The organism is Candidatus Cloacimonas acidaminovorans str. Evry (genome assembly GCF_000146065.2).
GTDB lineage: Bacteria > Cloacimonadota > Cloacimonadia > Cloacimonadales > Cloacimonadaceae > Cloacimonas > Cloacimonas acidaminivorans.
Genome location: NC_020449.1, coordinates 827,387 through 852,277, shown reverse-complemented (window position 1 = coordinate 852,277; position 24,891 = coordinate 827,387). Strand labels below are relative to the sequence as shown.

Sequence of the window (24,891 nt, the reverse complement as noted above, 5' to 3'; positions counted from 1 at the left end):
TGGCAGTTATCACGCAAAGCGATGAAGGTTAACTTTTGGGATCTGCATCGTGATCACAAATTATATAAAGAGGGAAAACTTTTTATAGCTGTGATGATTGTGTAGTAAGAGCTTGCTGAAGCTACGCATTTTTTTCTTTTGGTGGAGGAATAGCGTCTTCCATCAACACCTTAAATAATTGCTTTGTAAAATCCAATCTCCTTTCTCTTTTTCTCTTGGTAAAAGTAAAATCCCTTTAATCAGCTTGACAGAATATTATTTATGGAAAATAAGGTTATTATTGTGCAAAGAATTATATGATGGAGATATAAATGATCAAGATTACCTTGCCAGATGGCAGTATACGAGAATATTCAGCTCCTGTTACAGCTTTAAAAATTGCCGAAGATATTAGTCCCAAACTTGCAGAAGAGGCAATTTGTGCAGAAGTTAATAACAAAATGGTAGATATAAACTATCCTATAGATACGGATGCTACAGTAGTTATTCATACCTTCCATACAGAAAAAGGAAAAGAGGTTTATTGGCACAGTACGGCTCATTTAATGGCTCAGGCAGTGAAACAATTGTTTCCTGAAGTGAAAATTGCCATCGGTCCTGCTATTGAACAGGGTTTTTATTATGATTTTGATAGAGACGAACCCTTTACGGAAGAGGACTTGCAAAAAATTGAAGCAAAAATGCAAGAATTAAGCACACAAGCCCTTCCCTATTACAGAACAGAATTAAGCAAAGAAGAAGCAATAAAGCTTTTTAGCGAGATGAACGAAACATACAAACTGGAACTTCTGGAAGATATTCCGGAAGGAGAAATCATCAGTTCCTACCGTCAAGGTGATTTTATTGACCTTTGTCGCGGACCTCATCTTCCCGATACCGGAAAAATTAAAGCCATAAAGTTATTAAGAACTTCGGGTGCATACTGGCGTGGCGATGAAAAAAACAAAATGCTGAAACGGATATATGGAATCAGTTTTCCTACGGAAAAAGAGCTTACGGACTATCTTCACTTCCTGGAAGAGGCAAGTAAACGCGATCATAGAAAACTGGGCAAAGACCTGGAACTTTTCTCCATAAGCGATGAAGTTGGACCCGGTTTGGTTTTATGGCATCCCAAAGGAGCTATGGTGCGTCATTTAATTGAAACATACTGGAAAGAACAGCACCTGAAAAAGGGCTATCAATTGGTTTATACTCCTCATTTGGGACGCGCTAATTTATGGGAAACCAGCGGTCATTTGGATTTCTATAAAGAAAATATGTATAGCAAAATGGATATTGAAGGTCAGGATTATTACATCAAACCGATGAATTGTCCTTTTCATATTAGCATTTATAATTCCAGCTTACACAGCTATAGAGAACTTCCTATCCGCCTGGCAGAACTGGGAACTGTTTACAGATATGAACGAAGTGGTGTTTTACATGGTCTAATGAGGGTTCGTGGTTTCACTCAAGATGATGCCCATATAATTTGCACTCCGGAACAGATGGATATGGAAGTAGATAAATTGATTGTTTTCTCTCTGGATATGTTGAAGGCATTCGGTTTTAAGGAATTTTTAATTTATCTTGCCACTAAACCGGATGATTGTGTTGGAGAAAAAGAGGATTGGGATAAAGCAACCGCTTCTTTGGCTAATTCTTTACAAAAATTGGGTTTGGAATATAAAGTTGATGAAGGCGGTGGTGCTTTTTACGGACCTAAAATAGATATTAAAATTAAAGATGCTTTGGGCAGAGCTTGGCAATGTACTACCATTCAATTTGATTTTAATGAACCCGAAAGATTTGATATGACTTATATTGGTGCGGATAATTCTGCGCATAGACCTTATATGATTCACAGAGCTGTTTTGGGTTCTGTAGAGCGATTTTTTGCTACTTTACTGGAATATCACAGCGGTAATTTACCGCTTTGGCTTGCTCCTGTCCAAATAATGCTGATTCCTATAACCGATGCTCAGTTGAACTATGCCCGCAAAATTGAAGAACAATTACTGGAACAAGGTTTTCGTTGTGAATTGGATTCACGCAGTGAAAAAATGGGTTACAAAATTCGTTCTGCGGAAAAGAATAAAATTCCTTTTATGTGTATTCTCGGAAAAAATGAAGAAAATAATAATCAGGTCACTTTACGTCAACATACTGTTGGCGATCTTGGCGCTATGAATTTGGAAGCAGCAATTGCTATCTTGAGAAAAGAATTATGAATATTTACGAAACCGTTCAGGAAGAACTTGCTAAAGAAGCAACCGCTATTCAAAAAGTAGCAAAACAACTTAGTAAAGAATCCTTGGAAAAAGCTTTTGACCTTCTTTGCAAGTGTAAAGGAAAAGTGGTCTTAACCGGAATGGGAAAAACCGGTATTATTGCCCGCAAAATTAGCGCTACTTTAGCTTCCACAGGTACAACTTCCATTTTTTTACACGCCGCTGAAGGTATTCATGGCGATTTAGGTATGATTGAATCCGGTGATGTAGTAATTGCTGTTTCCAATAGCGGAAATACACAGGAACTGATAAATTTGATTCCTTTTTTAAAATTCAATTATGTTCCTATAATAGCTATAACCGGAGAGCCAAATTCACAACTGGCAAAAAATTCCGATGTAGTACTCAATTGTCATATTCCTAAAGAACTGGAACCCTTAGGATTGGTCCCTACTGCTTCCACAACTGTAGCTCTTGCTGTAGGAGATGCCTTAGCTATTGCCTTACTGAAACATAAAAACTTCCAGCTGAAGGATTTGGCAAAGTTCCATCCTGGCGGTACAATCGGTAAAAAACTGCTTTTAAGAGTTTCCGATTTAATGCACAGTGGAAAGGAACTTCCGGTTATTGAAGAAAAGGCAAAAATGTCCGAAGCCATAATGGAAATGACTTCCAAAAAACTTGGCTGTACCGCAGTTACCAATAAAGATGGAAAATTGACCGGAATGATAACCGATGGTGATTTAAGAAGACAACTGCACAATAAAGGTAATTCTCTTTTAAGCTATACGGCAAAGGACTGTATGACAGCCAATCCTAAAACCTTGAAACCTGAGGTTTTGGCTGTTGAAGCATTAAATTTGATGGAGACCTATAAAATAACGATGATTCCTGTAGTGGATGAAAATAATGTCCCTGTAGGAATGTTACATATGCACGATTTGATAACAGCTGGCGTTATTTAAAAGACATCGGTTAATTCTTTATCGTTTTCCGTTTTTTCTTCTTCTTCCTCAGGTTCTTTCACAAAATTACGATTATAAACAAAATTATGAGTTCCTGCTTTTACCAAATTCTTCAGTTTATCGGCAATTTCTTCCACTTCATCAATATAATCAATGGTATTTAAGCCCCCTGCTGCATTGCATTTTCCATTTTGAACCTGAGAAAGAATTTCCTCACGCAGGTGATGATGTGTCTCATTGATGCGTCCTTCCATTTCAATTATCTTATAGATATAATCTTCTTTCAGCTCTACCAGGTAGTCAATAGATAAATCCAACATATACAGCAGTTTGGAATGTAATTCATCAATTATGGAAATAAACTTAGGAGAAAGATGATGCTTTTTAGCTATTATCTGTTCGTTCAGGATTTTGTTTATTTCTTCGGTAAAATCACCGATTTTTTCAATATCGTTTACGGTATGCAGAAGTGCCGGAATTTTATGAATAATATCTTCCGCATTGGTTTTTTCATTCACTGCTACCAGATAAAGAGTTATTTCTCTTTGCAGATTATCAATTGCTTTTTCAATTCGGGAAACCCGCATCTGTTTTTTATAATCCTTTTCCTTAAATGCCTGATAGGCAAGCATAAGTTCCATTCTAACCAAACGTAGCATTTCGCGCATTTCTTTGATGGACTGGTTTATTGCCAGGTCGGAATTGCTGATAATTGTGTAATTCAAATGCTTAGGTTCACCTAAAGAAATGGTTTCCACTTTATCCGGAGGAATAATTTTAGTTGCCAGCTTAGCCAACTGATTGGCAAAAGGTAAAAATAATATCGTATTAATCACATTGAACATCGTATGTCCATTAGCAATATGACGCGCCATATTTTGTCCGGCATAAACATTTCCCGGAGTAATCCAATTGATAAAAAGAGTATAAATCCCCAAATAAGTTAAAGTGCCGAAAATAATGGTGCCAAATACATTGAAAAGAGTATGCACCATAGCCACCCGTTTTGCTGTATTACTGCTACTTAATGCTGCCAACCAGGCAGTTATCGTTGTGCCGATATTATCTCCAAAAACAAGATATAAAGCCCCTTCAAATGGTATCAGACCTGTTGATGCCAATACCATAACAATTCCTATGGAGGCAGAAGAACTTTGAATTAACATCGTGAATGCCGTTCCCACTAAAATGCTCAAAATGGGATTGGTAGCCAATTTGATCATTAAATTCCGTGCCACTTCCGAATTTTGTAAAGGAATAACTGACTCCGCCATCACATTTAACCCTACAAACAACAAGCCAAAACCAATAAGAATCTGACTCCAATGTTCCATTGCTCTGCTTTTGCGGATGAAAAGTAAGATTACCCCTAAAATAACAAATAAAAAAGCATACTGCCCTATATTGAATGCAATTAACTGAGCTGTAATCGTGGTTCCAATATTGGCTCCCATAACTACACCTACTGCCTGATTCAAAGTCATAATTCCGGTATTAACTAATCCTATCATCATCACCGTAGTAGCAGAACTACTTTGAATTAGGGCAGTTACACCCAAACCCACTAAGACCCCTTTTAAAGGTGTATTAATCAGCACTTTCAAAATCCGACGCATTTCCGAACCGGCAACTGCTTGTAAACTATCGCTCATTTTATTGATGCCGAAAAGAAAAAGTGCCAAGCCACCTACTAAGTTAATGATATGCAATAAGTTCATCCAATTATTACAATCCTTTTAACCATAATGTCTTTATATTTTTAACATCGCTGTTATGGTCAAGTATATTTTTGCTTGATATAAGGAAAAATATCACCTTTTCAAAAATGGTAGAAAACGAATACTTGACAAATTCGGGCATAAAATTTATGCAGAACAAATAATCTAAAGGTGTGATATATGCCTACTTGGGAACTTTATGCAAACGGCAGAGTTCAGGGAGTAGGATTCCGTTATTATATATGGAAAATTGCTTCCGAACTTGGAATTAAAGGTTATGTTCAAAACCAGTGGGATGGCACGGTTAAAATCGTTGCCCAGGCAGAAGAACACACTTTGCAGACCTTTCATCAGATCGTTTCGCAAGGAACCAAATATGCTAAAGTGAAAGAACTGCAAATTTATAAACTGGATAGCGTAGAAAAATATAATGACTTTGAAATTAGATAGATTACTTTGGCTGGTTATAATGCAGATTATGCTAATTTTACCTTTGGGTTTATCTGCGGAGGACCAGATACATATAATAAAAAAAGGAGATACCCTGTATTCTCTAAGTAAGCGGTATGGCACAACTGTGGATGAATTGAAACGGCTTAATAACTTATCCGATAACAATCTTTCCATCGGTCAAAAATTAATCGTGAAGAAAGATACGGAACCAATTAAACCGGTTGCTCCCGTTCCAGTTACCAAACCTGTTACTCCGGAAATTTCAGGAGGGACTTCTTCCCCACAGATTTCCGCTTTGCCAGGTGCAGAAACTAATCCTTCCCTCTCACCTACCAATAAAATTCCCGCGGATTATTATTACACTGTTAAAGCCGGTGATAACCTCTATCGTATAGCTGTAAACCATAATATAACATTAGGAGAGCTTCTTGCTTGGAATAACCTTGCCAATAGCTCAATTCCTATTCACCCAGGTGATAAACTGGTGATTAAAAATCCTGCCGAATTACCCGAAACCAAAATTGTTCCTGAAGAAATAATTACAGAATCCAATCCTGTCGTCTCTACGGTTCCTGCCAAAAATGATACAGTGCTGATTGAAAGGGTCTATGTAGTCCAAAAAAAAGACACACTTTACAGAATTGCCACCAATAATGGAATGACTGTTGAAGAACTGATGCAATTGAATAATTTAACTTCTCCAGATATTAAAGTAGGACAGAAATTATATCTTTCTGGTAAACCGCGTCCGGAAATAACTACTCCTCCGGAAGTTCTAACTGAAGAAGAGATTATGAAAAGGGAAAAAATCCGCACTGATTTAATTATGCCCGTGGAAGGAAAAGTTATTTCCGAATATGGCTTGCGCAATGGTCGTCCTCATAAAGGAATTGATTTAGGTGCTAAAGCCGGCACACCAATTTATGCTGTTTTAGATGGCACAGTTGTTTATTCGGGAGTTCAAGGTTCTTATGGTAATGTAATTGTTATTGAACATCCCGATTTTGTGATGACTGTTTATGCTCATAACGAGAAAAATCTGGTAAATGTGAATGATGTAGTAAAGCAAAGTCAACAAATTGGTACAGTTGGTTCAACCGGCAATGCTCAAGGCACTCATTTACATTTTGAATACCGTTTGAAAGGTAAAGCCATTAACCCCCGTAAAGTTCTTCCTTTACCCTAAGGAATAAAAAATGAGCAATAAAGAAAGTGTTTTTGCGGATAAAGCATTGCAAAATTATCTGAACGAGATTTCCAAGTTCAAAACCCTTTCCCGTGAGGAAGAACACGACCTTGCTATTAAAGCTAAAAACGGGGATATGGATGCAATGAACAAGTTAATCCAGGCTAATCTGAAATTTGTAGTTAAAATTGCCTCACGTTATCAAAATCGGGGTTTATCCCTTTCGGAACTAATCAGCGAAGGCAATATAGGGCTGATTAAAGCTATAGAAAAATTTGATCCCGATAAAGATATTAAGCTTATTTCCTATGCTATCTGGTGGATAAAACAGAGAATAATGCTTGCCGTTAGCGAAAAAAGTTCTCTTATTCGCGTTCCAATGGGAAAATCCAGCGCAGCTCACAGAGTTAAACTTACTCAAGACAGATATTTTACGGAAACAGGAAAAATAGCTACCCCCGATGAACTAAGCGAAAAAATGAATATTGCCGAAAAAACCATAGAACAACTGCAAAACAAGTTACCGGAAACAAGCTCTTTTGATGATATTATTACTACTTCAGATAGCCAGGATTTTACGGCTAAAGACCTGCTGGAAGATAAAGATACCTTAGACCCCCAAAGTTTATACTATCAGGAAAGAATGCAGGAAAAAATTCAGAATGCGATCAGTAAATTGGATGCCCGTGAAGCAGAAATTATCCGGAATTATTTTGGCTTAAATGAATCCCACGAATCCCGAAACTTTGCCCAAATAGCTGAAAAATTAGGGTTATCCAGAGAAAGAGTTCGCCAAATTCAAAAGGAAGCTTTAAAGAAAATTATGCGGGAAATAAAACCCGAAGAAGATGAATTTGTAGATAGGTTTCTGGAAAAGTATCATTATTAAGCACCTGTTTTCTTTCTACCCAGTTATGGCAGATAATTTTTTCATTTTAACTAAAAAAGAGGAGATATATCAGTATGTTTAAGAATTTTGCCGAATTGCTAAGCTATGTAAAACAAAACCGTAAAGGAACTGCTATTATTGCCGGAGCCCAAATTGAATCTGCCATAGAAGCAGGTGTTATGGCAAAAAAAGAGGGCTTATGTGAAAGTATCCTGGTTGGTGATAAACAAGAAATTATTCGTCTGATACAACAGAAAGCTCCCGACCTGGTAAACGCCTTTGCAATTATTGATACCGGCAGTGATTTAAGAAAAGCAGCTGAAACTGCCGTTGCTTTAGCCAAAGAAGAAAAAGGTGACCTCATATTAAAAGGGAAAATGGAATCCTCTGTTATCCTAAAAGCTGCATTGGATAAGGAAAAGGGCTTGAAAGTAAGCGAGGTAATTTCTGATGTTTTTGTTTATGAACATCCGGAAGGACTAAAAATTCAAACTGACGGCGGAATTAATATCCTGCCCGAACTGAATGAGAAAATAGCTATCGTTAAAAACGCTGTGCAGGTTGCTCATGCCTTAGGAAATCCCAAACCTAAAGTAGCTATGATTTGCGCTATAGAAACGGTCAATCCCAAAATGCCCGCTACCATTGATGCGGCTTTGATTGCTAAAATGAATGAAAGGGGTCAAATTCCCGGTTGCGTCATAGAAGGTCCCTTAGCTTTTGATAATGCAGTGGATAAAGAAGCTGCACGCATAAAAGGTCTCACTTCCGAAGTTGCAGGAGCAGCAGATATTTTGGTTTTCCCTAATATTGAAACGGGAAATGTGCATGGCAAAATGCTTACCTACTATTGTCACTATAAAATTGCTCATGTAACTATCGGAACTAAAGTGCCTATTTTGATACCCTCTCGGGCAGATTCAGGCGAAACTAAAATGCTGTGTATGGCACTTGCCTTAGCTACAATGTCCTGAACAAAACAGTGAAATTAACCCTTCTGCAAATTGGCAAAACAAAGGATAAATGGTTACTGGAAGGTATCTCGGAATACCGGAAAAGGATTTCTGCCTTTGCCAAATTTGACATTATTGAATTGCCCGATGAAAGCATCAAACATTCAGGTAATGCAGAAAGCGTGAAAGCCAAAGAAGCATCTACTATCCTAAAATATATCAAACCTGAGGATTATGTTATTCTGTTGGATGAACAAGGTGAACAAAAAAATTCCCTTGAATTTGCCGATTTTTTGATTAGCTTATCTGAGAGAAAGAATGTGGTCTTTATAACAGGTGGTGTTTTTGGTGTAGATAAATCTATCCGCCAACGGGCAAACAGTATTTTATCTTTATCCAAATTTACTTTTACGCACAGGTTGGTTCGTCTTATTTTGTGTGAACAGATTTACCGTGCTTTAACTATAATTAATAACCGCAACTATCATAAATAAAAAGAGGAAATAATGTTACTGTTACTTGTCTCTACTATAGAAAATATAACGCTTGCCCTGGGAATATTGGTTCAGGGTATGCTGGGGATATTTATCTTTATGGCAGTGTTTTATCTGCTGATATATGCTTTGGAGCATTTATTCAGACCTAAGGAGAAACCTTGAAACGCTTTTTTCTGGCGGTTATTCTTGTTTTTTCCCTTGCTTTTCTGAATGCCAAAATAACCCTTATCCGCAGTTCAGAAACCGAATTATTGGTGGAATATACTATAGAACCCTTCAAAATTACTGCGGAAGGTGAATTTAGTCGCATCATAGCTGAAAATATGGGACACAACAGTATTCCCGGAACACCTTCCATTCCATACACTGAATTTAAAGTAGGTATTCCTCCCAATGGCTCTATCAATTGTTCAGTTCTGAATAGTAATACAACTACCATTATTTTGGAATCCAAACTTATACCTATTCCCGAAATAAAAAGCGGTGAAGAAGTAGATTATTACCTCTACAATATCTCTCCCGAAGCATATCAACCCCAAAGAGGAGAATTTATTATTCAGCTTCCGGAAACAAACTTCCGGGGTTATCATTTTGTGCCGGTAACGCTTCATCCTTTTGTTTACGATGGCAATAAAAATCTTGTTGTAACTACCAAAGCTACTATCAAAATTAACATTTCAGGTCAGACCAATTTTCGCAGTTTGGAAGAAAGCGACAAAGGAGCAGACCTTCTTTTGGCGCAACTAATCAATTCCCAGCAGGCAAAAAACTGGCGTAGTAATCCTCGTCCCGTAATAAATTATGCTCCCTTTGGTTTAAGTAACTGGTGGATGAGAATAGAAACTAATCGTCCTGGTATTTATAGAATTAATTATTCCGACCTTGGCAGTTTGCCTTTAAATGATATTGATCCTACTACTATTCGTATTTTCAGCACTTCCGGCAAGGTCTTAGGTAACAATATAAATAATAACGGAGCCGAGTTCAAGGAAATTCCTATTTATATTTCAGGAGAAGCAGACCACAGTTTTAACGAACAGGATTACATTTTGTTTTATGGCAGTTTCCGGGATGGATATGAGCAGAATGAGGAAGTTCAATCCGATCCCCTATATTACAATCCCTATTCACAAAATCAGGTTTTCTGGCTAACTTTCGGAGGTAGCTTCAGTGGAAATCCTTTAAGAATTCAAACTGATTCTTCTCCAAGCACTTATGATTTTTCTTTAACTTCTACTCCTGTTATCAAACAAATAGAAACAGAAACCCATCGCAGAGAAAAATATGGTTTTACCTGGTTTAGTGAAACCTTTTTTGGTAATAACACAACGGATTATATACTTACTACGGAACTCTCTGATGTCTCTGGTAGTAATGATCAAAAAATTCAGCTTCGTTTATGCCAGGAATCAGTTGGAGAAGGAACAGTTCATAAAATTCAAATATCGGTAAATGGAATGCCTGTTTATAATAATCAGGATTTACATACTTTGGATTTTACCTGGACAGGAACGAATTATTTTTATATTGATCGTCCTATAAGTAATCTGGTTAATGGCATAAATACTCTTAAAATAAGAGTATTCCGCAATAGTAAAGATAACCTTTATTTTGATTATTATCGCTTTAGCTATCAGCAAAATTTAAATAAAGGCAATGCTCAAAAACAATTTTTCCATAAAAACTCTATGCTTCCCACTATTTGTAAGTTCAATTTGAGTGGAGACCTCAGCAATACCCTTGTTTTTCGGATCAATAATCTTTACAGTGTAGATTTAATCCCTGTTGCCGATAATTGTATTATTGCCGATGGTAACAGCAAGACATTTTACTTTATGCTGAAACCAGGAGAAGCATATAGACCTTCTGTAATACAATTAGTTCAACCCAATGATTTAACCTATGAGAGCGGTCAGTTTGATAATATAATAGTGGCACCTGCAGAATTTTTACAACAGGCGCAGGAACTTGCTAATAAATATAGGGAAATCTATCAAATTAGCAGTAAGGTCATTTTGGTAGATGATATTTATAATCAATTTAATGGTGGACATATAGACCCTGCAGCTATCCGTTTGGCATTAAAGTATTATTATTTTAATTTACCTGCACCCCGCATTACCTCTTTAACTTTGTTAGGTATTGGCACTATGGACTGGCGGAATTTTTCCGGCTTTTCCGCTCCTAAAAATAAACTGATTGTTTGGCAGGGAAGTTATATTGTTTCTGATGATTATTTCGGAATGTTTAACACCAGTTATTATCCGGAACTGGCTATAGGAAGGTATCCTGTTAAAAACACCAATGAGCTAAACATTATGTTGCAGAATTTTACCAATTATACTCTTAATCCAACTCCGGGTTGGTGGCGTAACTCTATGGTATTTATAGCAGATGACCTTACAAACGGGGATACGAATTACGAGTATGTTCTTACCCAATTTGCTGAAAGCAACAGCAATGATGTGCATCCCAGTAACCTGGTAGATAAGATTTTTGCTATGGAATATGAATATGATGAATTTCAAAATAAGCCCAAAGCCAGGGATGATTTATTCAAAGCCATCAATGAAGGTAGATTGCTTATGCATTATACAGGGCATGGTTCGTATGATAAACTCGGAGCCGAGGACTATATGAACGGAGCTACCGATATGGGAAGATTTGCCAATGAAGGTAAACTAACTTTCTTTATTGCCGCTGCCTGCGAGGTTTCTCAATTTGATTATTGGGGTTTTGATTGTTTAGCCCAAAAAGTAGTTTTACTGAATAATCAAGGAGCCATAGCTTCTTTTTCGGCTACCCGCAAAAGTTTTGCTGACAACAGCTCAATATTGCTTAAATATGTATTGGAAAGCTTATCTCATAATCGTAATCCTTTGGGTTATTGTATTATGGAAGGTAAATTTCGTTATACTGGTGGTGCGACTAATAATGAAATGTATATTCTTTTTGGGGATCCTGTAATTAGAGTTGTTCCACCGGAACGGGACAGCACTATGCTGGTTGTAACTTCCACTGATGAAGATATTTTACATTCGCGTGAGACAGCTGTTATTTACGGTTCGTTCGCTAATTCAAATCTTTCCGGTATAACGGAAATAAAAACATTTGATTCTAAAAGAGCATATTCTCTTGGTCCGGCTACTAATGTTACTAAAATGGGAAATCAATTCTATCGGGGAAGCAGTGAAGTTTCTTCTTCTCATTATAATTCTTCCTTCATTGTGCCGGATGATATTATCGGTGGTTCCACAGGACTTATTGTGGCTTATTTATGGGATGAAACAGGTAAAAAGGACTATTCTAATTACTATTATCCTTTGCAGTTAAGCGATGAAGCAGTGGATGTTGCCAATCCTGATGTTCCGCAAATTAACATTTATCTCGGTTCCAAGGATTTCCGTCCTGGGGATATAGTTGGCACAAATACCACCTTATATGCAGATATTTCCGATTCCAACGGCATTAATATTACCGGTTCTTCGGGGCATAATATTCTTCTGGTAATTGATAATTCTTTACAGCCCACAGCAATTACGGAATATTTTAATTACGATAAAAATTCCTGCACAACGGGAACTTTGATTTATCCGCTGAAGGACCTAAGTGAAGGAATGCATACAATTCAACTTATTGCCTTTGATAATTTTAATATGCCTGCCGTGGCAACCACCACCTTTGTGGCTAAAAAGAGTTCCGAACTGGCTATTGAAAATTTACTGATCTATCCTAATCCTATTTCCAAAGATGGTTATATAACCTTTATGCTTTCTCTGGATGCCGAAGTAAATATCGGAATTTACACTATTCGCGGCAAACGCATTGCCAATAATAAGATTTATGGCAAACAGGGATTTAATAAGGTCTATTTTAACGGTCGTGATGATAAAGGCGATACTTTAGCTAATAACACTTATTTTGTAAAAGTTCAAGCCCGTTCAGCCAATGGCAAAAAGGTGGAAAAAACCGAAAAAATGGTAATCTATAAATAGGTATAATAGAATGTTACTTTACAACACTCAAACCCGTAAAAAAGAAGAATTCCAGCCCATAACTCCTGGAAAAGTCGGCATTTATGCTTGTGGTCCTACTGTTTATAATTACTTCCATATTGGTAATGCGCGCGCTTTTATTTTTTTTGATGTAGTTCGTCGCTATTTTACCTATCGCGGTTACGAAGTTACTTATGTTCAAAATATTACCGATATAGACGATAAAATCATTGCTCAGGCAAATGAAGAAAATATTAGTTTCACTTTGGTTGCGGAAAAATATACCCGTGCTTTTCTGGATGATACTTCCGCTTTGGGAATTAAACCGCCAACCTATCAACCTAAAGCAACGGAAGTAATGGATGATATAATTGCCTTTATTGCTGAACTGGAAAAGAAAGGTTATGCTTATGAAGTGGAAGGGGATGTCTATTTCGCTACGGAAAATTTGCCTTCCTACGGCTGTCTTTCAGGTAAAAAAACGGAAGAACAGCTGGCAGGTGCAAGAGTTATGGAAAATTATAACAAACGGCATCCCGCAGATTTTACTTTATGGAAAAAAGGCAAACCTGGAGAACCGGTTTGGGAAAGTCCCTGGGGAAAGGGACGTCCCGGTTGGCATACGGAATGTGTAGTTATGAGTCAAAAATATCTTGGTGAGACATTTGATATTCATTGTGGAGGAATAGACCTCATTTTCCCGCACCATGAAAACGAACTTGCCCAGGCAATGGCTTATAGTGGAAAGCCCTTAGCCAATTACTGGATGCATAATGGTTTCTTAAATGTGGACGGGGAAAAAATGAGCAAGAGCTTGAAAAATTTCTTTACCGCCCGTGATATTTTGGCTGAATATGATGCCGAATCAATCAGATTTTTCTTTCTTTCCAAGCATTATCGCAGTCCCATTGATTTTAGCCGTGAGTTAATGGAAGAATCACAGCGCGCTGTTGCCAATTTGTATAGTTCTCTTGCCGAAATCAATTATCCGGAAAATGCGGAAAACAGGCGTCCAACTGTTTGCGGAACAGCGCAAGAACTGCAAAATCTGGAACAGGAATTTATTTTGGCTATGGATGATGATTTTAATACTGCTAAAGCCATTTCTCTTTTATTTGAACTGAATCGGAAGGTAAAAAATACCTCTGCAACTATGGCAGACCGAATTTCCGCTGCCATAAAAATGGTGGAATTGGGTTCTGTTCTGGGGTTTTTCCAAAATCTGGAAGCAAAATTGAAACAGAAAATGCCGGATTTGTCTAAAGACCTTATTTGTCTTATATTATCTTATCGTAAGGAAGCAAGAGACAAAAAAGATTGGGCTCTTGCCGATAAAATCAGGAATGACCTTGCTCAGTTGGGAATTGAAATCAAGGACACTCCCGAAGGAGTTAAATGGACTTTAAAGGAGAAAAAATGAAAGCTAAAACCTTATATCTTATTCTTATCCTGCTGGTTTTAGTAGCTGCAATTATCACTTTGATTTTGCTGAGCAGGAAAGACCCGTTAAACGGACCCGAAAGTATTGCTTTTGATGAGGTTGGAAACCGTTTTCTCATCTCCAATACTTTAGGTAAAAGTATCATTGCCTTAAGTTTGGATGAACAATATTCTCCCTTTTTGGATGAAGGACTGGAAGAACCACGAGGGATTATCATTCATTCCGGAAAACTGTATGTGGCAGATAAAACCGCTATCAAAATTGTTGATCCGGAAAAAGCGGTAATCATAGATACCCTCAAAATTCCCGGAGCTGTTATGCTAAACGACCTCGCTTTTACCAAAACAGGAATTATTTACACTACGGATACTGGTGGGGACTGTGTGTATGTGATAGACCCTATGGCTAATAAAATACAAAAGTTGACTTCGCCTCTGCTGAAAAAACCCAACGGCATCGTTTATGATATGCCCAGAGATCAGATGTTTGTGGTTTGCTTTAAGGAAAAAAGTCCCATTCTGTCTGTCAGCACTTTAGATAACCGCATCAGCATTTTTAAGGATACTATTTATGATTACCTGGACGGCATTGCGATTGATGATTTGGGCAGAATTTATATCACCAGTTGGGGTCAGGATATGATTTTTGAAATTCCGCAGGAACAAAATCGCTATCTGCCTACTTACAAAAATATTACAGATGCAGCGGATATTTTTTACTATCTTCCAGCAAATCAGTTGATTGTCCCTCTTTTCAGCGATAATCAGATTATTCGTCTCCAGCTTGAATAAGAATAAATTCAGCTCTGTTTTTGTTCTATCTGATTGTGTTATTAAATACTTCAGTAGCTATAAACACTTTCAGGCAGAACTTTTCGCCTATCAATTAAATTTGCCGATGTTGCCAAAACTGCTGGATTATACAGAACCCTACTGGATAAAAATGGAAAAAATAACGGGTATCCCCTATCTTGATGAATTAAAAAATTTCCAACCTGCTCTTCTTGCTGAAACTATTGCCAACTTTCATTGGGCTACCCTCCAAAACGATAAGTGCTTATGCCATATAGATAATGCGCCTAAAAACATTCTTTTCTGCCAGGGAAAGTATTATTTTATTGACTTTGCCGAAAGTGAATTTGCCTATCCGGAAAAGGATATTACCCATCTTTTATTGTTTTGGGCTGCCGATTTTCCCGGTGAATTTTTCCGGAGTTCAGTTACCCTCTTTCTCAATATCTATCTTTCTATTCTGCAATTAAATAGCGAACGCTGGATGACCTCTTTGCAGGAAAATATATGCCTATTTGATAACCGCCGGAAAAATTTCGGCAAACATTCCGGCAAACAGCCAATAGCAATTCAATCAGCTAACCGTAAATGGCTGGCAGAACTTGAAGAGCTTATCAATTCCTAACATAAAATGGGATAGCAATTTCCTCTTTATCATAGAAACTGAAGGTTTCTAAAGATAATTATGTATTCTGTATTTGCCTAATTTCAATTTTGTAAAAACCGAATGTATTATTTGGTGTAGACAAAAAGAACGCTTTTTTTCAAAGTGTTGCGGACTCTTTGGTAAATTGGAAGTTGCCAAAACATTATCCTCCTTATTCATTATTCCGAATTGAATTCGGCTGGCTTTTGTTAGTTGAATCCAGAGGGATTTATCCTTTCTGGACAAATTAATAGCCCTTTAACAATTTTGTAGCAATCCTGTAACGAAAATTAGGGAAGTGTTAGGGAAGTGTTACGGAGTCGTTAGGGAGTCGTTACGGGGTCTATTAGGAAAGCACTAATTTGTGGATAGTTATGAGTTTCGGAATAAGGAAGGGAAAAAGAAGGACATTTTATCGTGCTAATATATAGCAAGATAGATAATTAGCTTGGATTATTGAAATTTTTTCAGTAACCTTCAGAAGGTTATTTTGCCGAATTCCGTTTCAGGGTAAAAAGATGGTGAAAGTTAAGATGATTTATAAGGTGGAGATTCTAAAATGCCCGTCAGAGCTTTTTGTAAAGGGCATAGAGCTAAGAGAAGAGGGTTAAGAGCAGAGGGCATCTCAACCCTCTCAACCCTCTCAACCCTCTTTAATTCTACATTCTACATTCTACATTTTATATTTTCCGAGGGGCTTACGCCTCCATCGCTATCATTGTGTCGCCCTTTGGGGCTTTTGGAAAATGGGAAGATGAAAAGAAAAAAGAAGTCGGGGCTTACATTTTACGAGGGGCTTACGCCACCATCGCTATCATAGTGTCGCCCTCCGGGCTTTGATGAAATCTCAACCCTCTAAACCTTCTCAACCTTCTCAACCTTTTTTCCCTTGGGGCTTACGCCTCCATCGCTATCATTGTGTCGCCCTCCGGGCTTTGATGAAATCTCAACCCTCTAAACCTTCTCAACCTTCTCAACCTTTTTTCCCGAGGGGCTTACGCCTCCATCGCTATCATTGTATCGCCCTGACCGGCTTTTAAAAGGAATAAAACATATCATTCACAATAAAATTCCTGTTATCATCATAATCCTTTTCTTTTCAAACCTATTATTCAAATCTGCGTAATCTGCGGGAAAAATAATCTGCGTAATCTGCGGGAAAAAACAACTAAGCGGTTAAATAAAATTAATTAGCTGGAAAACTATTTCTTCTCCAATTACCGACCATAAAACCGCTGCTAAAGCAATAAAGGTGCCAAAAGCAAAGGGTTGGCTTTTATCTCTAATAAAAATAAGGAAATAGATTATCCCCATCAAAGCAGAAAGCAAAAAGATGTAAGGTATGCCTGTTAAACCAAAATAAGTTGCCAAAGCTGTAAACAGCCAGATATCTCCCCCACCCAATCCTTCGGTTCCGCGTATTTTTTGATAAGCCCAAGCTAAAAATAGAAGCAAACAGAAAACCACTGCTCCTGTTACTAAGCCATTTATGATGCCGACATCGTTTCCGGGTATAAAAACAAAGATGATACCGGTAATCAGTAACGGAATGGACAACACATTGGGTATTATTTGATGTAAGGCATCAATAAAAAAGATAGGTATGAGAAAAGAAAAAAGCAGGATGTATTTATAGAAACGGAAATCATGCAAACCATAACGGAAAAACAACGCTAAAAACAAAAGAGGTGTTATAATTTCAACTACAATATGATGCCAGTGAATTTTAGCTCCACATTTGGAACATTTTCCCTTCAGTAAAATATAGCTGATAATGGGAATATTTTGATAGAAAGGAATAGGTCTTTTACAGTTCTCACAATGAGAACCAGGGAAAATTATGGATTGCTTTTTGGGAATCCGGTAAATCAAAACATTGAAAAAACTGCCTAAAGCACAACCCAAAACAGCAATAACAATAATTACAAAAGTTAGCAGATAATGCTCCTTACCAGTTTTGCAGGTAGTTGTTCTTATAGGGATTTAAAATAGAGCCACTAATCATTTGTAACTGAATTTGAATGTTATCCCGGGGAGTGTAACGCAGGGAAAATTCAGGAATAACACGACTGTAATTGGCATTATCCAGTTCAAATTTGCTGCCGGTATCAAAACCGCCATAGTTTACAAAATTCAAGTCCAGATTCATTTCCAGTTTGGGATTGAATTTATATTTAAGATGATTGGTATAAAGAGAAAGATAATACCCCTCACCGGTGGAACTGGTTCCTGCCTGAAAACCCATGGAATGGCTCATTGAAAGTTTATTCAAACCGAGAAACGAAGAACCGTTATTGGTATAGGGACTGAAATTTGGATGCGGAATATCACTTTGAGCTATTAACGGTAATAGCATTACTAACAGCATAGTAATCAGCAAGACCTTTCTCATTTTTTTCTCCTTAGTGATGCAAAGGATTTATATATATTATAAGCAATAATTATACCGATGTCAAACATAAATTGATTTTATCAATTCACCCAGGCGTTTGATGCCCGTTTCTATTTGTTCCATAGTAGAATAGGTATAATTAAGACGCATACAGTTAAATCTTTCCTGGCCCTCAGGATAGAATTTACTACCCGGAATGAAGGTTACCAAATGGTCTTTGGCTTTATAGAAAAGGGTATCTGCATTAATATCTTCAGGCAGCCACAGCCAGATAAAAATTCCGCCCTTAGGTTTTGTCCATTGCACATAAACAGGCATCTCGGCAGAAAGGCAAGCCAACATCTTGTCCAAATAGGGTTTATAGAATTTACAAAGGTTTTTAATATGCGGTTCCATATAACCCTCAGCCAGAAATTTGGCTACAACTCTTTCGGTTGTGCAATCGGGACTGATAGTAACTTTCTGTTGCCAGGAAACCATTTTATTGATCAATTCCGGAGCTCCGATAGCGTAGGCAACGCGCATTCCCGGACCCAATATTTTGGAAAAAGAAACGATTTCAGTCACCAGATAGGGATTATTTAATTCAGTTTGAGCGATGCGTAATAAAGTTGGTTGTTCTTCTTCGCTGAAATTTAAACGGGAATAAGGATTATCTTCCATAATGAGAATATCTTCCGCTTCACAGTATTTTAGCAATTTATAGCGGCGTTTATAACTCATCGTAATACCTGTGGGATTTTGAAAATCGGGAATAGTATAAAGAAATTTGATCTTCTTATCGGCATCGCGCAAGCGTTTAACTTTCTCTGCCAAACGATTTAAATCAATTCCTTCATTATCCATAGAAACACAATGAACCTCTGCTCCTACAGCTTCAAAAGCAACAATAGAACCCAAAAAACTGGGTGCTTCGCAAAGAACAATATCTCCTTCATTAAGTAAAGTTCTGCTCATATAATAAATGGCATTGGTGGCTCCTACGGTAATAATCAGATTATTCCGATTCAGGTTAGGATAATTCTCCCACTTTAAAATTTCCTCCTTCAGTTGATCGTCACCTTCACTGTTACCATATTGGAGAACATCTCTGCCCTGCTGGAAAACCACTTCCTGAAATAGTTTGCTCAAAATCTCAGTCGGAAAAGTTGCCGGAGAAGGAAAACCTCCGGCAAAAGAGATTAAATCAGGAACATTTTTAGTAGTTGCTACCAGTTCTCTGATGAGCGATGATTTCATTGTTTTCGTGGTTTCCGAAAAGTAATTCGTAATCATTCTTCTATCCTTATATTTTTATTTTTAGAACTAATATTCTTTCTTGCAGGAAAAGACCTTTGCCCTTCCTGCGCAAGCAGAAATCCTGTTACTCAGGGATAAATCCGGTAAATCATACGGGGAAAAGGTATGGTCTCTCTGATGTGAGGAGTTCCACTCAACCAGGCAACCAGTCGTTCCAATCCAACGCCAAAACCGCTATGCGGAACAGAACCGTATTTTCGCAAGTCCAGAAACCATTGATAATCATCTATAGGCATATTTTCCGCTTGCATTCTGGAAAGTAAAAGCTCATAATCATCCTCACGCTGGCTGCCTCCAATCAATTCTCCAAAGCCCTCAGGAGCTATTAAATCATCTCCTAAAACCAAATTCGGATTTAAGGGATCGCGTTTCATATAAAATGCCTTAATTTCTTTAGGCCAGCGTTCTACAAAAACAGGAACCTCCGAATCCTCCGTTAGCAAGACCTCATCTTGCGCACCCAAATCTTTACTATGTGTTATATCACTCCCTTTCTGGCGTAACAATTCTACTGCCTCATAATGAGTCATCCGCTTAAAAGGAGCATCCGCCGCTTTTAATGACTCCGTATTTCGTTCCAAAATTTGCAGTTCCAGGGCACATTCGGAGAGAACAGTTCGGATAACATAGCGAATAAGGTCTTCCTGAATTTGCATATTCTCATCGTGTTCCACAAAAGCTGCTTCGGCATCCATCATCCAAAACTCGGTTAAATGCTTACGGGTTTTGGAACGTTCTGCTCTGAATACCGGACCAAAATCATAGACCCTGCCGAAACTCATAATTCCCGTTTCCAGATAGAGCTGACCCGATTGCGAAAGGTATGCTTTGCCTTCGTCAAAATAATCCAGTTCAAAAAGTGTGGTAGTGCCTTCACAAGCATTAGGAGTTAGAATAGGAGAATCAAAACGAATAAAATTATGCTCATTTAAGTAATTGCAAATAGCATAATAAACAGTATGCCGAATCCGTAAAATAGCCCATTGCTTTTGAGAGCGTATCCAAAGATGCCTGTTGGAAAGAAGAAAATCGGGTCCGTGTTCTTTCTTACCAATCGGATATTCATCCGCAATTTGCAGGGGCTGAACTTGCGTAACTTGCAGTTCATAAACCCCTTCCTGTTTAGGATGGAGATTAGGAATGCCGCAAATTATTACAGACGATTCAAGGGTGAGATGTTTTGCTGTTTCAAATGCTTTTTCTCCCAAATCAGGTTGAAAAGCAACGGTTTGAATTTCCCCTGTTCCATCCCTTAAAATTATGAACAGCAGTTTTCCGCTATGACGAATATTGCGTACCCAGCCCTTAAGCCGAACTTCCTGTCCTAAATACTTTTCTATGTCTTTTACAAATACATCTTGCATTTTCTTTTACCTGTATAATAAGTTTATTCTGGTATTTTGGGTTTGAATTTGATTTATTATTTTAGTGGCTATTTCCAAAGCTCTGGTTCCCGCTTCTCCATCTACAATCGGTTTTTTATTGTTTTTAAGACAATCAATAAAGGACTCCAGTTCTATAGTTAAAGCATCCTTGTTAATATCGTCGGCATCGTAGCTTTTAATATCCAAAAGCTGCTCCGGATTGATATTTGGAGCTCCCATTAGAATTTGAGGCAATAAACTGTTTATATCGGAACTTTTTTTGATAACACGCACATTTTTTGCCAGAAAATCCATCCTGATATAGGCATCATTCTGAAAAAATCTTAATTTGCGTTCCTGTTTTGTGGAAACCCGGGAAGAAGTTACATTAGCAACAGCTCCATTGGCAAATTCAATACGCGCATTAGCAATATCTATCGTAGAAGTAAAGATACCTACTCCACTGGCTTTAATATCGGTAACCGGGCTATGCACAAAGCTTAAAATGAGGTCTATATCGTGAATCATTAAATCCAACACAACAGGAACATCCGTTCCTCGCGGCTGAAAAGTGGAAATCCTCTGCGATTCAATAAACAGAGGGTTATTGATTTCATTCTCTATTTTCAGGATAACGGGATTGAACCTTTCAATATGCCCCACCTGAATAATGAGATTCCTTTCAGAAGCAAGCTTAAGCAAGTCGTTCGCTTGAGCTAATTCACTCGTAATCGGCTTTTCTACGAAAATATGCTTTCCGGCAAGTAATGCAGTTTTGGCAAGTTCATAATGAGCTGTGGTTGTAGCCGATATATCTATTGCATCGCAGGCAGTTAAAAGCTCTTCATAGCTGTTAAAAGACCTGGTATTTAGCTTTTTGGCTATTTCCTTTGCGCGTTGTTCATTGATGTCAAAAATGCCAACTAATTCCGCACCATCAATGTTTTGAAACTTTTGGGCATGATGTTGACCTAAATGGCCAACTCCCACAACTCCGATTTTTATCATTTCTTAAGCTTTTGGGAAAGAACCTTCAGCATATCTAAAGTCATTGCAGGAAGGTCATATTCTGGTTTCCAATCCCATTCTTCCATAGCTGCTGTCTGGTCCATAGAATTGGGCCAGGTTTCTGCTATAGATTGTCTTACAGGATCAATTTGATAGTCAATTGTGAATTCGGGAATATGCTTTCTAATTTCCTTGGCAATCATTTCGGGTTCAATGCTCATAGCTGTAACATTAAAACAATTACGGTGCTTTAACTTTTTAGGGTCTGCTTCCATAAGCTCTACACAGGCACGCATAGCATCCGGCATATACATCATATCCAGATAAGTTCCCGGTTTCAGATAACAGGTATAATGTTTATTTTTAATTGCCTCATAATAAATCTCTACCGCATAATCAGTCGTCCCTCCTCCAGGAAGAGTTACATTGGAAATAATTCCCGGATAACGAACTCCCCGCGTATCCACTCCATATTTTAAGAAATAATAGTCGCTCCAAAGTTCGGCAGCAACTTTGGAAATGCCATAAATTGTAGTAGGACGCATAATTGTATCCTGGGGGGTATTATCCAAGGGCGTGGAAGGACCAAATGCACCTATGGAAGAAGGTGTAAAAACAGCACCTTTAACTTCACGCATTATTTCCAGGGAATTGATCAAGCTTCCCATATTTATGTTCCATGCTTTTACAGGATTGGCTTCCCCTTTGGCGGAAAGAACAGCTACCAGATTGATTATAGTATCAATATTGTATTTTTTAACTACTTCAAATATCTTATCCGCTTCCATAGCATCCAAATTTTCACAGGGACCGCCTTCCCGAATTTCCGTTGTTAAAGGTGTGCTACGATAGGCAGCAACAACTGCATTTGAGCCATAGAACTTACGCAAATAAGGAACAAGTTCCGAACCAATTTGACCTGCCGCTCCGAGAACCAGAATGTTTTTCATCTTCTAACTCCGTTATTTTTTTACTTTATGTTATTACCTTGTTTTTTTTCTGCCCTGCCTTGTCAATTGTTTTTCCTGTAAAATGAACTGACCTCATTTTTTGAATGATAAGCCCTTTAAAAAATGATATAACCTTATCCTCTGTGTAAATCCAATCTCTTTCTCTCTTTGTAAAACAGAAAAACAATACATTCTTCTCCGATTCCATCTCGCAAACTGGCTACCTCACCAACTCACTTTTCTCTTTGTTACACAAAACTTCTCAGCTTTGCTGCCGGCTCTTTCACTTTACTCATAAAAATCATCGCGGCAATCACAAATGGCTTATAACCCGCTTCCTGATAGGTATGCAAACGGTATTTTTCAAACACGCTTTTTGCCACTTCACCATTTTCACAACTTACATCGCTAATATCTGCAGGAAGACAGTGTTCATAAAGCGCATTTCCGTTTTTGGTCAATTTCATCATCTCGTCGTCGCATTCCCAGTCAATATACTTTTCATTTTGAGCCAAACAATGCATTTCCAGTTCTTTCAAGCCCTGTTTATCTCCGGCTTTAAGCAATTTGGTTCTTTGTTGCATAACTGACATTGGTGCCCAACTTTTAGGATAAACGATATCGGCATTTTGGAATGCTTCTTCCATTAAAGTGGTTTGGCTAAATGAACCTCCGCTCTCTTGAGCAAATGAAAAAGCCGACTGTATGGTCTCCGGAAGCAAATCATAGCCCTCAGGATGAGCCAAAACAACATTCATCCCAAAACGGGTCATCAGATTTATTATTCCCTGCGGAACAGAAAGCGGTTTTCCATAAGAAGGAGAATAAGCCCAACTCATAGCTATTTTCTTACCTTTCAGATTTTCCCATCCGCCAAAATAATCCTTCAGTTTCAAAAGATCGGAAAGAACTTGCGTAGGATGGTCTAAATCGCATTGTAAATTTATAACGGCAGGTCTTTGTGCTAAAATTCCCTGTTGATAACCTTCACTAATAGCATTGGCAACTTCCAACATATAAGTATGCCCCTCTCCGGGATACATATCATCACGAATACCGATTACTTCTGTTAAAAAGGAAATCATATTGGCTGTTTCCCGAACCGTTTCACCATGCGCAATTTGACTTTTCACTTCATCCAATTCCGCTAAAGCCAAGCCCAAACCATTCACTGCCGAAGCAAAACTGAAACGCGTTCGCGTGCTGTTATCCCGAAAAATAGATATTGCTAAGCCATAATCAAAAATTCGCCAGGGCTTCTTTTGCCAATGAAAGTTCTGCAGGATTTCAGCAACAAGCATTACTGCTTTCAAGCTGTCCAAACTGTTATCCCAGGTTAAAAGGAAATCCTTACCGAATAAATCCGGTTTTAAGGTTTCCAGTTCATTAATCAGGGTATTAATCTTCTCCATATTATACCTCTATTTTATATAAAAGGTGAAAGTGAATTATTAAACAAAGAGAAAAAGAGAAAAAGAGAATAAAATTACAATATCTTTAGAGTATAAACTGCTATTCATTTTTTCCCCTTTTCATTTTTACAATTTACATATTGAATAATCATCAATATCGGAAAATTGGATTGATTAAAGCTTTCATAGGCAAAATAAAGGTGCTTGCATTTTGCTTTATTATTATTCAATATCTTCATCATAATTAGATTAACTGTCCATTAAAACGGCGTTTTACTCCCTCTTTAAGCTTTTGAACATTGAAATTAACCAAAAGGCCAATAGGTATATCTGCAAGTTTAAGATAAGTTATCAGTTGGGCTTCAAAAATAGGGTTCCACAAATTAACAGCTTTTATTTCTAAAATGACTGTGTTCTCAATTAAAAAATCAGCTCTCAGTTCTGATTCCAAGCTTATCCCTTTATAGCTAATACCTATTGCATATTCATCCTGAAACTGGATTCCCTGCAAAGCAAATTCACGAGCTAAACATTGGTGATAAATCTTTTCTAACAAACCTGGTCCTAATGCTTTATGAACTTCTATGCAAGCACCGATGATTTTACTACATAATTCATCAATTTCTCCTTTTGTTATTATCTGGTTCATCAAATTCTCCTTTTATTATTATCTGGTTCATCAATTTCTTCTTTTGTTATTATCTGGTTCATCAATTTCT

At 37.7% G+C, this 24,891-nt stretch carries 21 protein-coding genes; 12 read left to right on the top strand and 9 right to left on the bottom strand.

Annotated features, from left to right (window positions below; genetic code table 11):
* Positions 1–311 precede the first annotated feature (311 nt).
* Together thrS and CLOAM_RS03525 are read left to right on the top strand one after the other, a co-directional pair.
* Positions 312–2,213, top strand: coding sequence for a threonine--tRNA ligase (gene thrS, locus CLOAM_RS03530; protein WP_015424486.1), 1,902 nt, complete (start codon positions 312–314; stop codon positions 2,211–2,213).
* Positions 2,210–3,178 carry a KpsF/GutQ family sugar-phosphate isomerase gene (locus CLOAM_RS03525; protein WP_015424485.1) on the top strand — a complete coding sequence of 323 codons (969 nt, stop codon included), beginning with the start codon at positions 2,210–2,212 and terminating at the stop codon, positions 3,176–3,178. Before thrS ends, CLOAM_RS03525 begins: the two co-directional genes overlap by 4 nt.
* Here the strand turns inward: CLOAM_RS03525 and CLOAM_RS03520 are convergent.
* Entirely contained in the window at positions 3,175–4,896 is a 1,722-nt protein-coding gene (locus tag CLOAM_RS03520; protein WP_015424484.1) for a Na/Pi cotransporter family protein, read from the bottom strand. The genes CLOAM_RS03525 and CLOAM_RS03520 overlap by 4 nt on opposite strands.
* 180 nt (positions 4,897–5,076) lie before the next feature.
* Here CLOAM_RS03520 and CLOAM_RS03515 point away from each other — a divergent pair, with 180 nt between their 5' ends.
* The 10 genes from CLOAM_RS03515 to CLOAM_RS03475 all read left to right on the top strand — a co-directional run bounded on the left by CLOAM_RS03515 (position 5,077) and on the right by CLOAM_RS03475 (position 15,726).
* Entirely contained in the window at positions 5,077–5,346 is a 270-nt protein-coding gene (locus CLOAM_RS03515; protein ID WP_015424483.1) for an acylphosphatase, read from the top strand.
* Positions 5,327–6,535: a LysM peptidoglycan-binding domain-containing protein gene (locus tag CLOAM_RS03510; RefSeq protein WP_015424482.1), complete on the top strand. Its 1,209-nt coding sequence runs from the start codon at positions 5,327–5,329 to the stop codon at positions 6,533–6,535. Before CLOAM_RS03515 ends, CLOAM_RS03510 begins: the two co-directional genes overlap by 20 nt.
* Positions 6,536–6,545: 10 nt before the next feature.
* Positions 6,546–7,424 (top strand): sigma-70 family RNA polymerase sigma factor, encoded by an 879-nt coding sequence (locus CLOAM_RS03505; RefSeq protein WP_015424481.1) that lies wholly within the window; start codon positions 6,546–6,548, stop codon positions 7,422–7,424.
* Between the two features lie 74 nt (positions 7,425–7,498).
* Positions 7,499–8,398 (top strand): phosphate acyltransferase, encoded by a 900-nt coding sequence (locus tag CLOAM_RS03500; protein WP_015424480.1) that lies wholly within the window; start codon positions 7,499–7,501, stop codon positions 8,396–8,398.
* A gap of 8 nt (positions 8,399–8,406) precedes the next feature.
* The gene (locus CLOAM_RS03495; RefSeq protein ID WP_015424479.1) at positions 8,407–8,871 is read left to right on the top strand and encodes a 23S rRNA (pseudouridine(1915)-N(3))-methyltransferase RlmH; all 465 of its coding nucleotides are present in this window, start codon (positions 8,407–8,409) and stop codon (positions 8,869–8,871) included.
* Between the two features lie 12 nt (positions 8,872–8,883).
* The gene (locus CLOAM_RS09810; protein WP_015424478.1) at positions 8,884–9,036 is read left to right on the top strand and encodes a hypothetical protein; all 153 of its coding nucleotides are present in this window, start codon (positions 8,884–8,886) and stop codon (positions 9,034–9,036) included.
* Entirely contained in the window at positions 9,033–12,869 is a 3,837-nt protein-coding gene (gene porU / locus CLOAM_RS03490; protein ID WP_015424477.1) for a type IX secretion system sortase PorU, read from the top strand. The genes CLOAM_RS09810 and porU overlap by 4 nt, the downstream gene beginning before the upstream one ends.
* 10 nt (positions 12,870–12,879) lie before the next feature.
* Complete coding sequence (gene cysS, locus CLOAM_RS03485) at positions 12,880–14,289, top strand: cysteine--tRNA ligase (RefSeq protein ID WP_015424476.1); 1,410 nt, start codon at positions 12,880–12,882, stop codon at positions 14,287–14,289.
* Entirely contained in the window at positions 14,286–15,101 is an 816-nt protein-coding gene (locus tag CLOAM_RS03480; protein WP_232502705.1) for an SMP-30/gluconolactonase/LRE family protein, read from the top strand. The genes cysS and CLOAM_RS03480 overlap by 4 nt, the downstream gene beginning before the upstream one ends.
* Positions 15,094–15,726, top strand: a complete 633-nt coding sequence (locus CLOAM_RS03475; protein ID WP_044278894.1) for a phosphotransferase — start codon at positions 15,094–15,096, stop codon at positions 15,724–15,726. The genes CLOAM_RS03480 and CLOAM_RS03475 overlap by 8 nt, the downstream gene beginning before the upstream one ends.
* A 1,197-nt stretch (positions 15,727–16,923) precedes the next feature.
* Here the strand turns inward: CLOAM_RS03475 and CLOAM_RS03465 are convergent.
* The 8 genes from CLOAM_RS03465 to CLOAM_RS03425 all read right to left on the bottom strand — a co-directional run bounded on the left by CLOAM_RS03465 (position 16,924) and on the right by CLOAM_RS03425 (position 24,821).
* Positions 16,924–17,652, bottom strand: coding sequence for a prepilin peptidase (locus tag CLOAM_RS03465; RefSeq protein ID WP_015424473.1), 729 nt, complete (start codon positions 17,650–17,652; stop codon positions 16,924–16,926).
* Positions 17,653–17,695: 43 nt separating this feature from the next.
* Entirely contained in the window at positions 17,696–18,139 is a 444-nt protein-coding gene (locus tag CLOAM_RS03460) for a hypothetical protein (protein ID WP_015424472.1), read from the bottom strand.
* 60 nt (positions 18,140–18,199) lie between these two features.
* The gene (locus tag CLOAM_RS03455) at positions 18,200–19,414 is read right to left on the bottom strand and encodes an aminotransferase-like domain-containing protein (protein WP_015424471.1); all 1,215 of its coding nucleotides are present in this window, start codon (positions 19,412–19,414) and stop codon (positions 18,200–18,202) included.
* Between the two features lie 92 nt (positions 19,415–19,506).
* Positions 19,507–20,802 carry an asparagine--tRNA ligase gene (gene asnS / locus CLOAM_RS03450; protein WP_015424470.1) on the bottom strand — a complete coding sequence of 432 codons (1,296 nt, stop codon included), beginning with the start codon at positions 20,800–20,802 and terminating at the stop codon, positions 19,507–19,509.
* 6 nt (positions 20,803–20,808) lie between these two features.
* Positions 20,809–21,810: a Gfo/Idh/MocA family protein gene (locus CLOAM_RS03445; RefSeq protein ID WP_015424469.1), complete on the bottom strand. Its 1,002-nt coding sequence runs from the start codon at positions 21,808–21,810 to the stop codon at positions 20,809–20,811.
* Complete coding sequence (locus CLOAM_RS03440; protein WP_015424468.1) at positions 21,807–22,760, bottom strand: NAD-dependent epimerase/dehydratase family protein; 954 nt, start codon at positions 22,758–22,760, stop codon at positions 21,807–21,809. Before CLOAM_RS03440 ends, CLOAM_RS03445 begins: the two co-directional genes overlap by 4 nt.
* 248 nt (positions 22,761–23,008) lie before the next feature.
* Entirely contained in the window at positions 23,009–24,172 is a 1,164-nt protein-coding gene (gene ygeW / locus CLOAM_RS03430; RefSeq protein WP_015424467.1) for a knotted carbamoyltransferase YgeW, read from the bottom strand.
* A 244-nt stretch (positions 24,173–24,416) separates the two neighbouring features.
* A complete protein-coding gene (locus CLOAM_RS03425) occupies positions 24,417–24,821 on the bottom strand; it encodes a GxxExxY protein (protein ID WP_044278892.1) in 405 nt (134 codons plus the stop codon).
* Positions 24,822–24,891 lie beyond the last annotated feature (70 nt).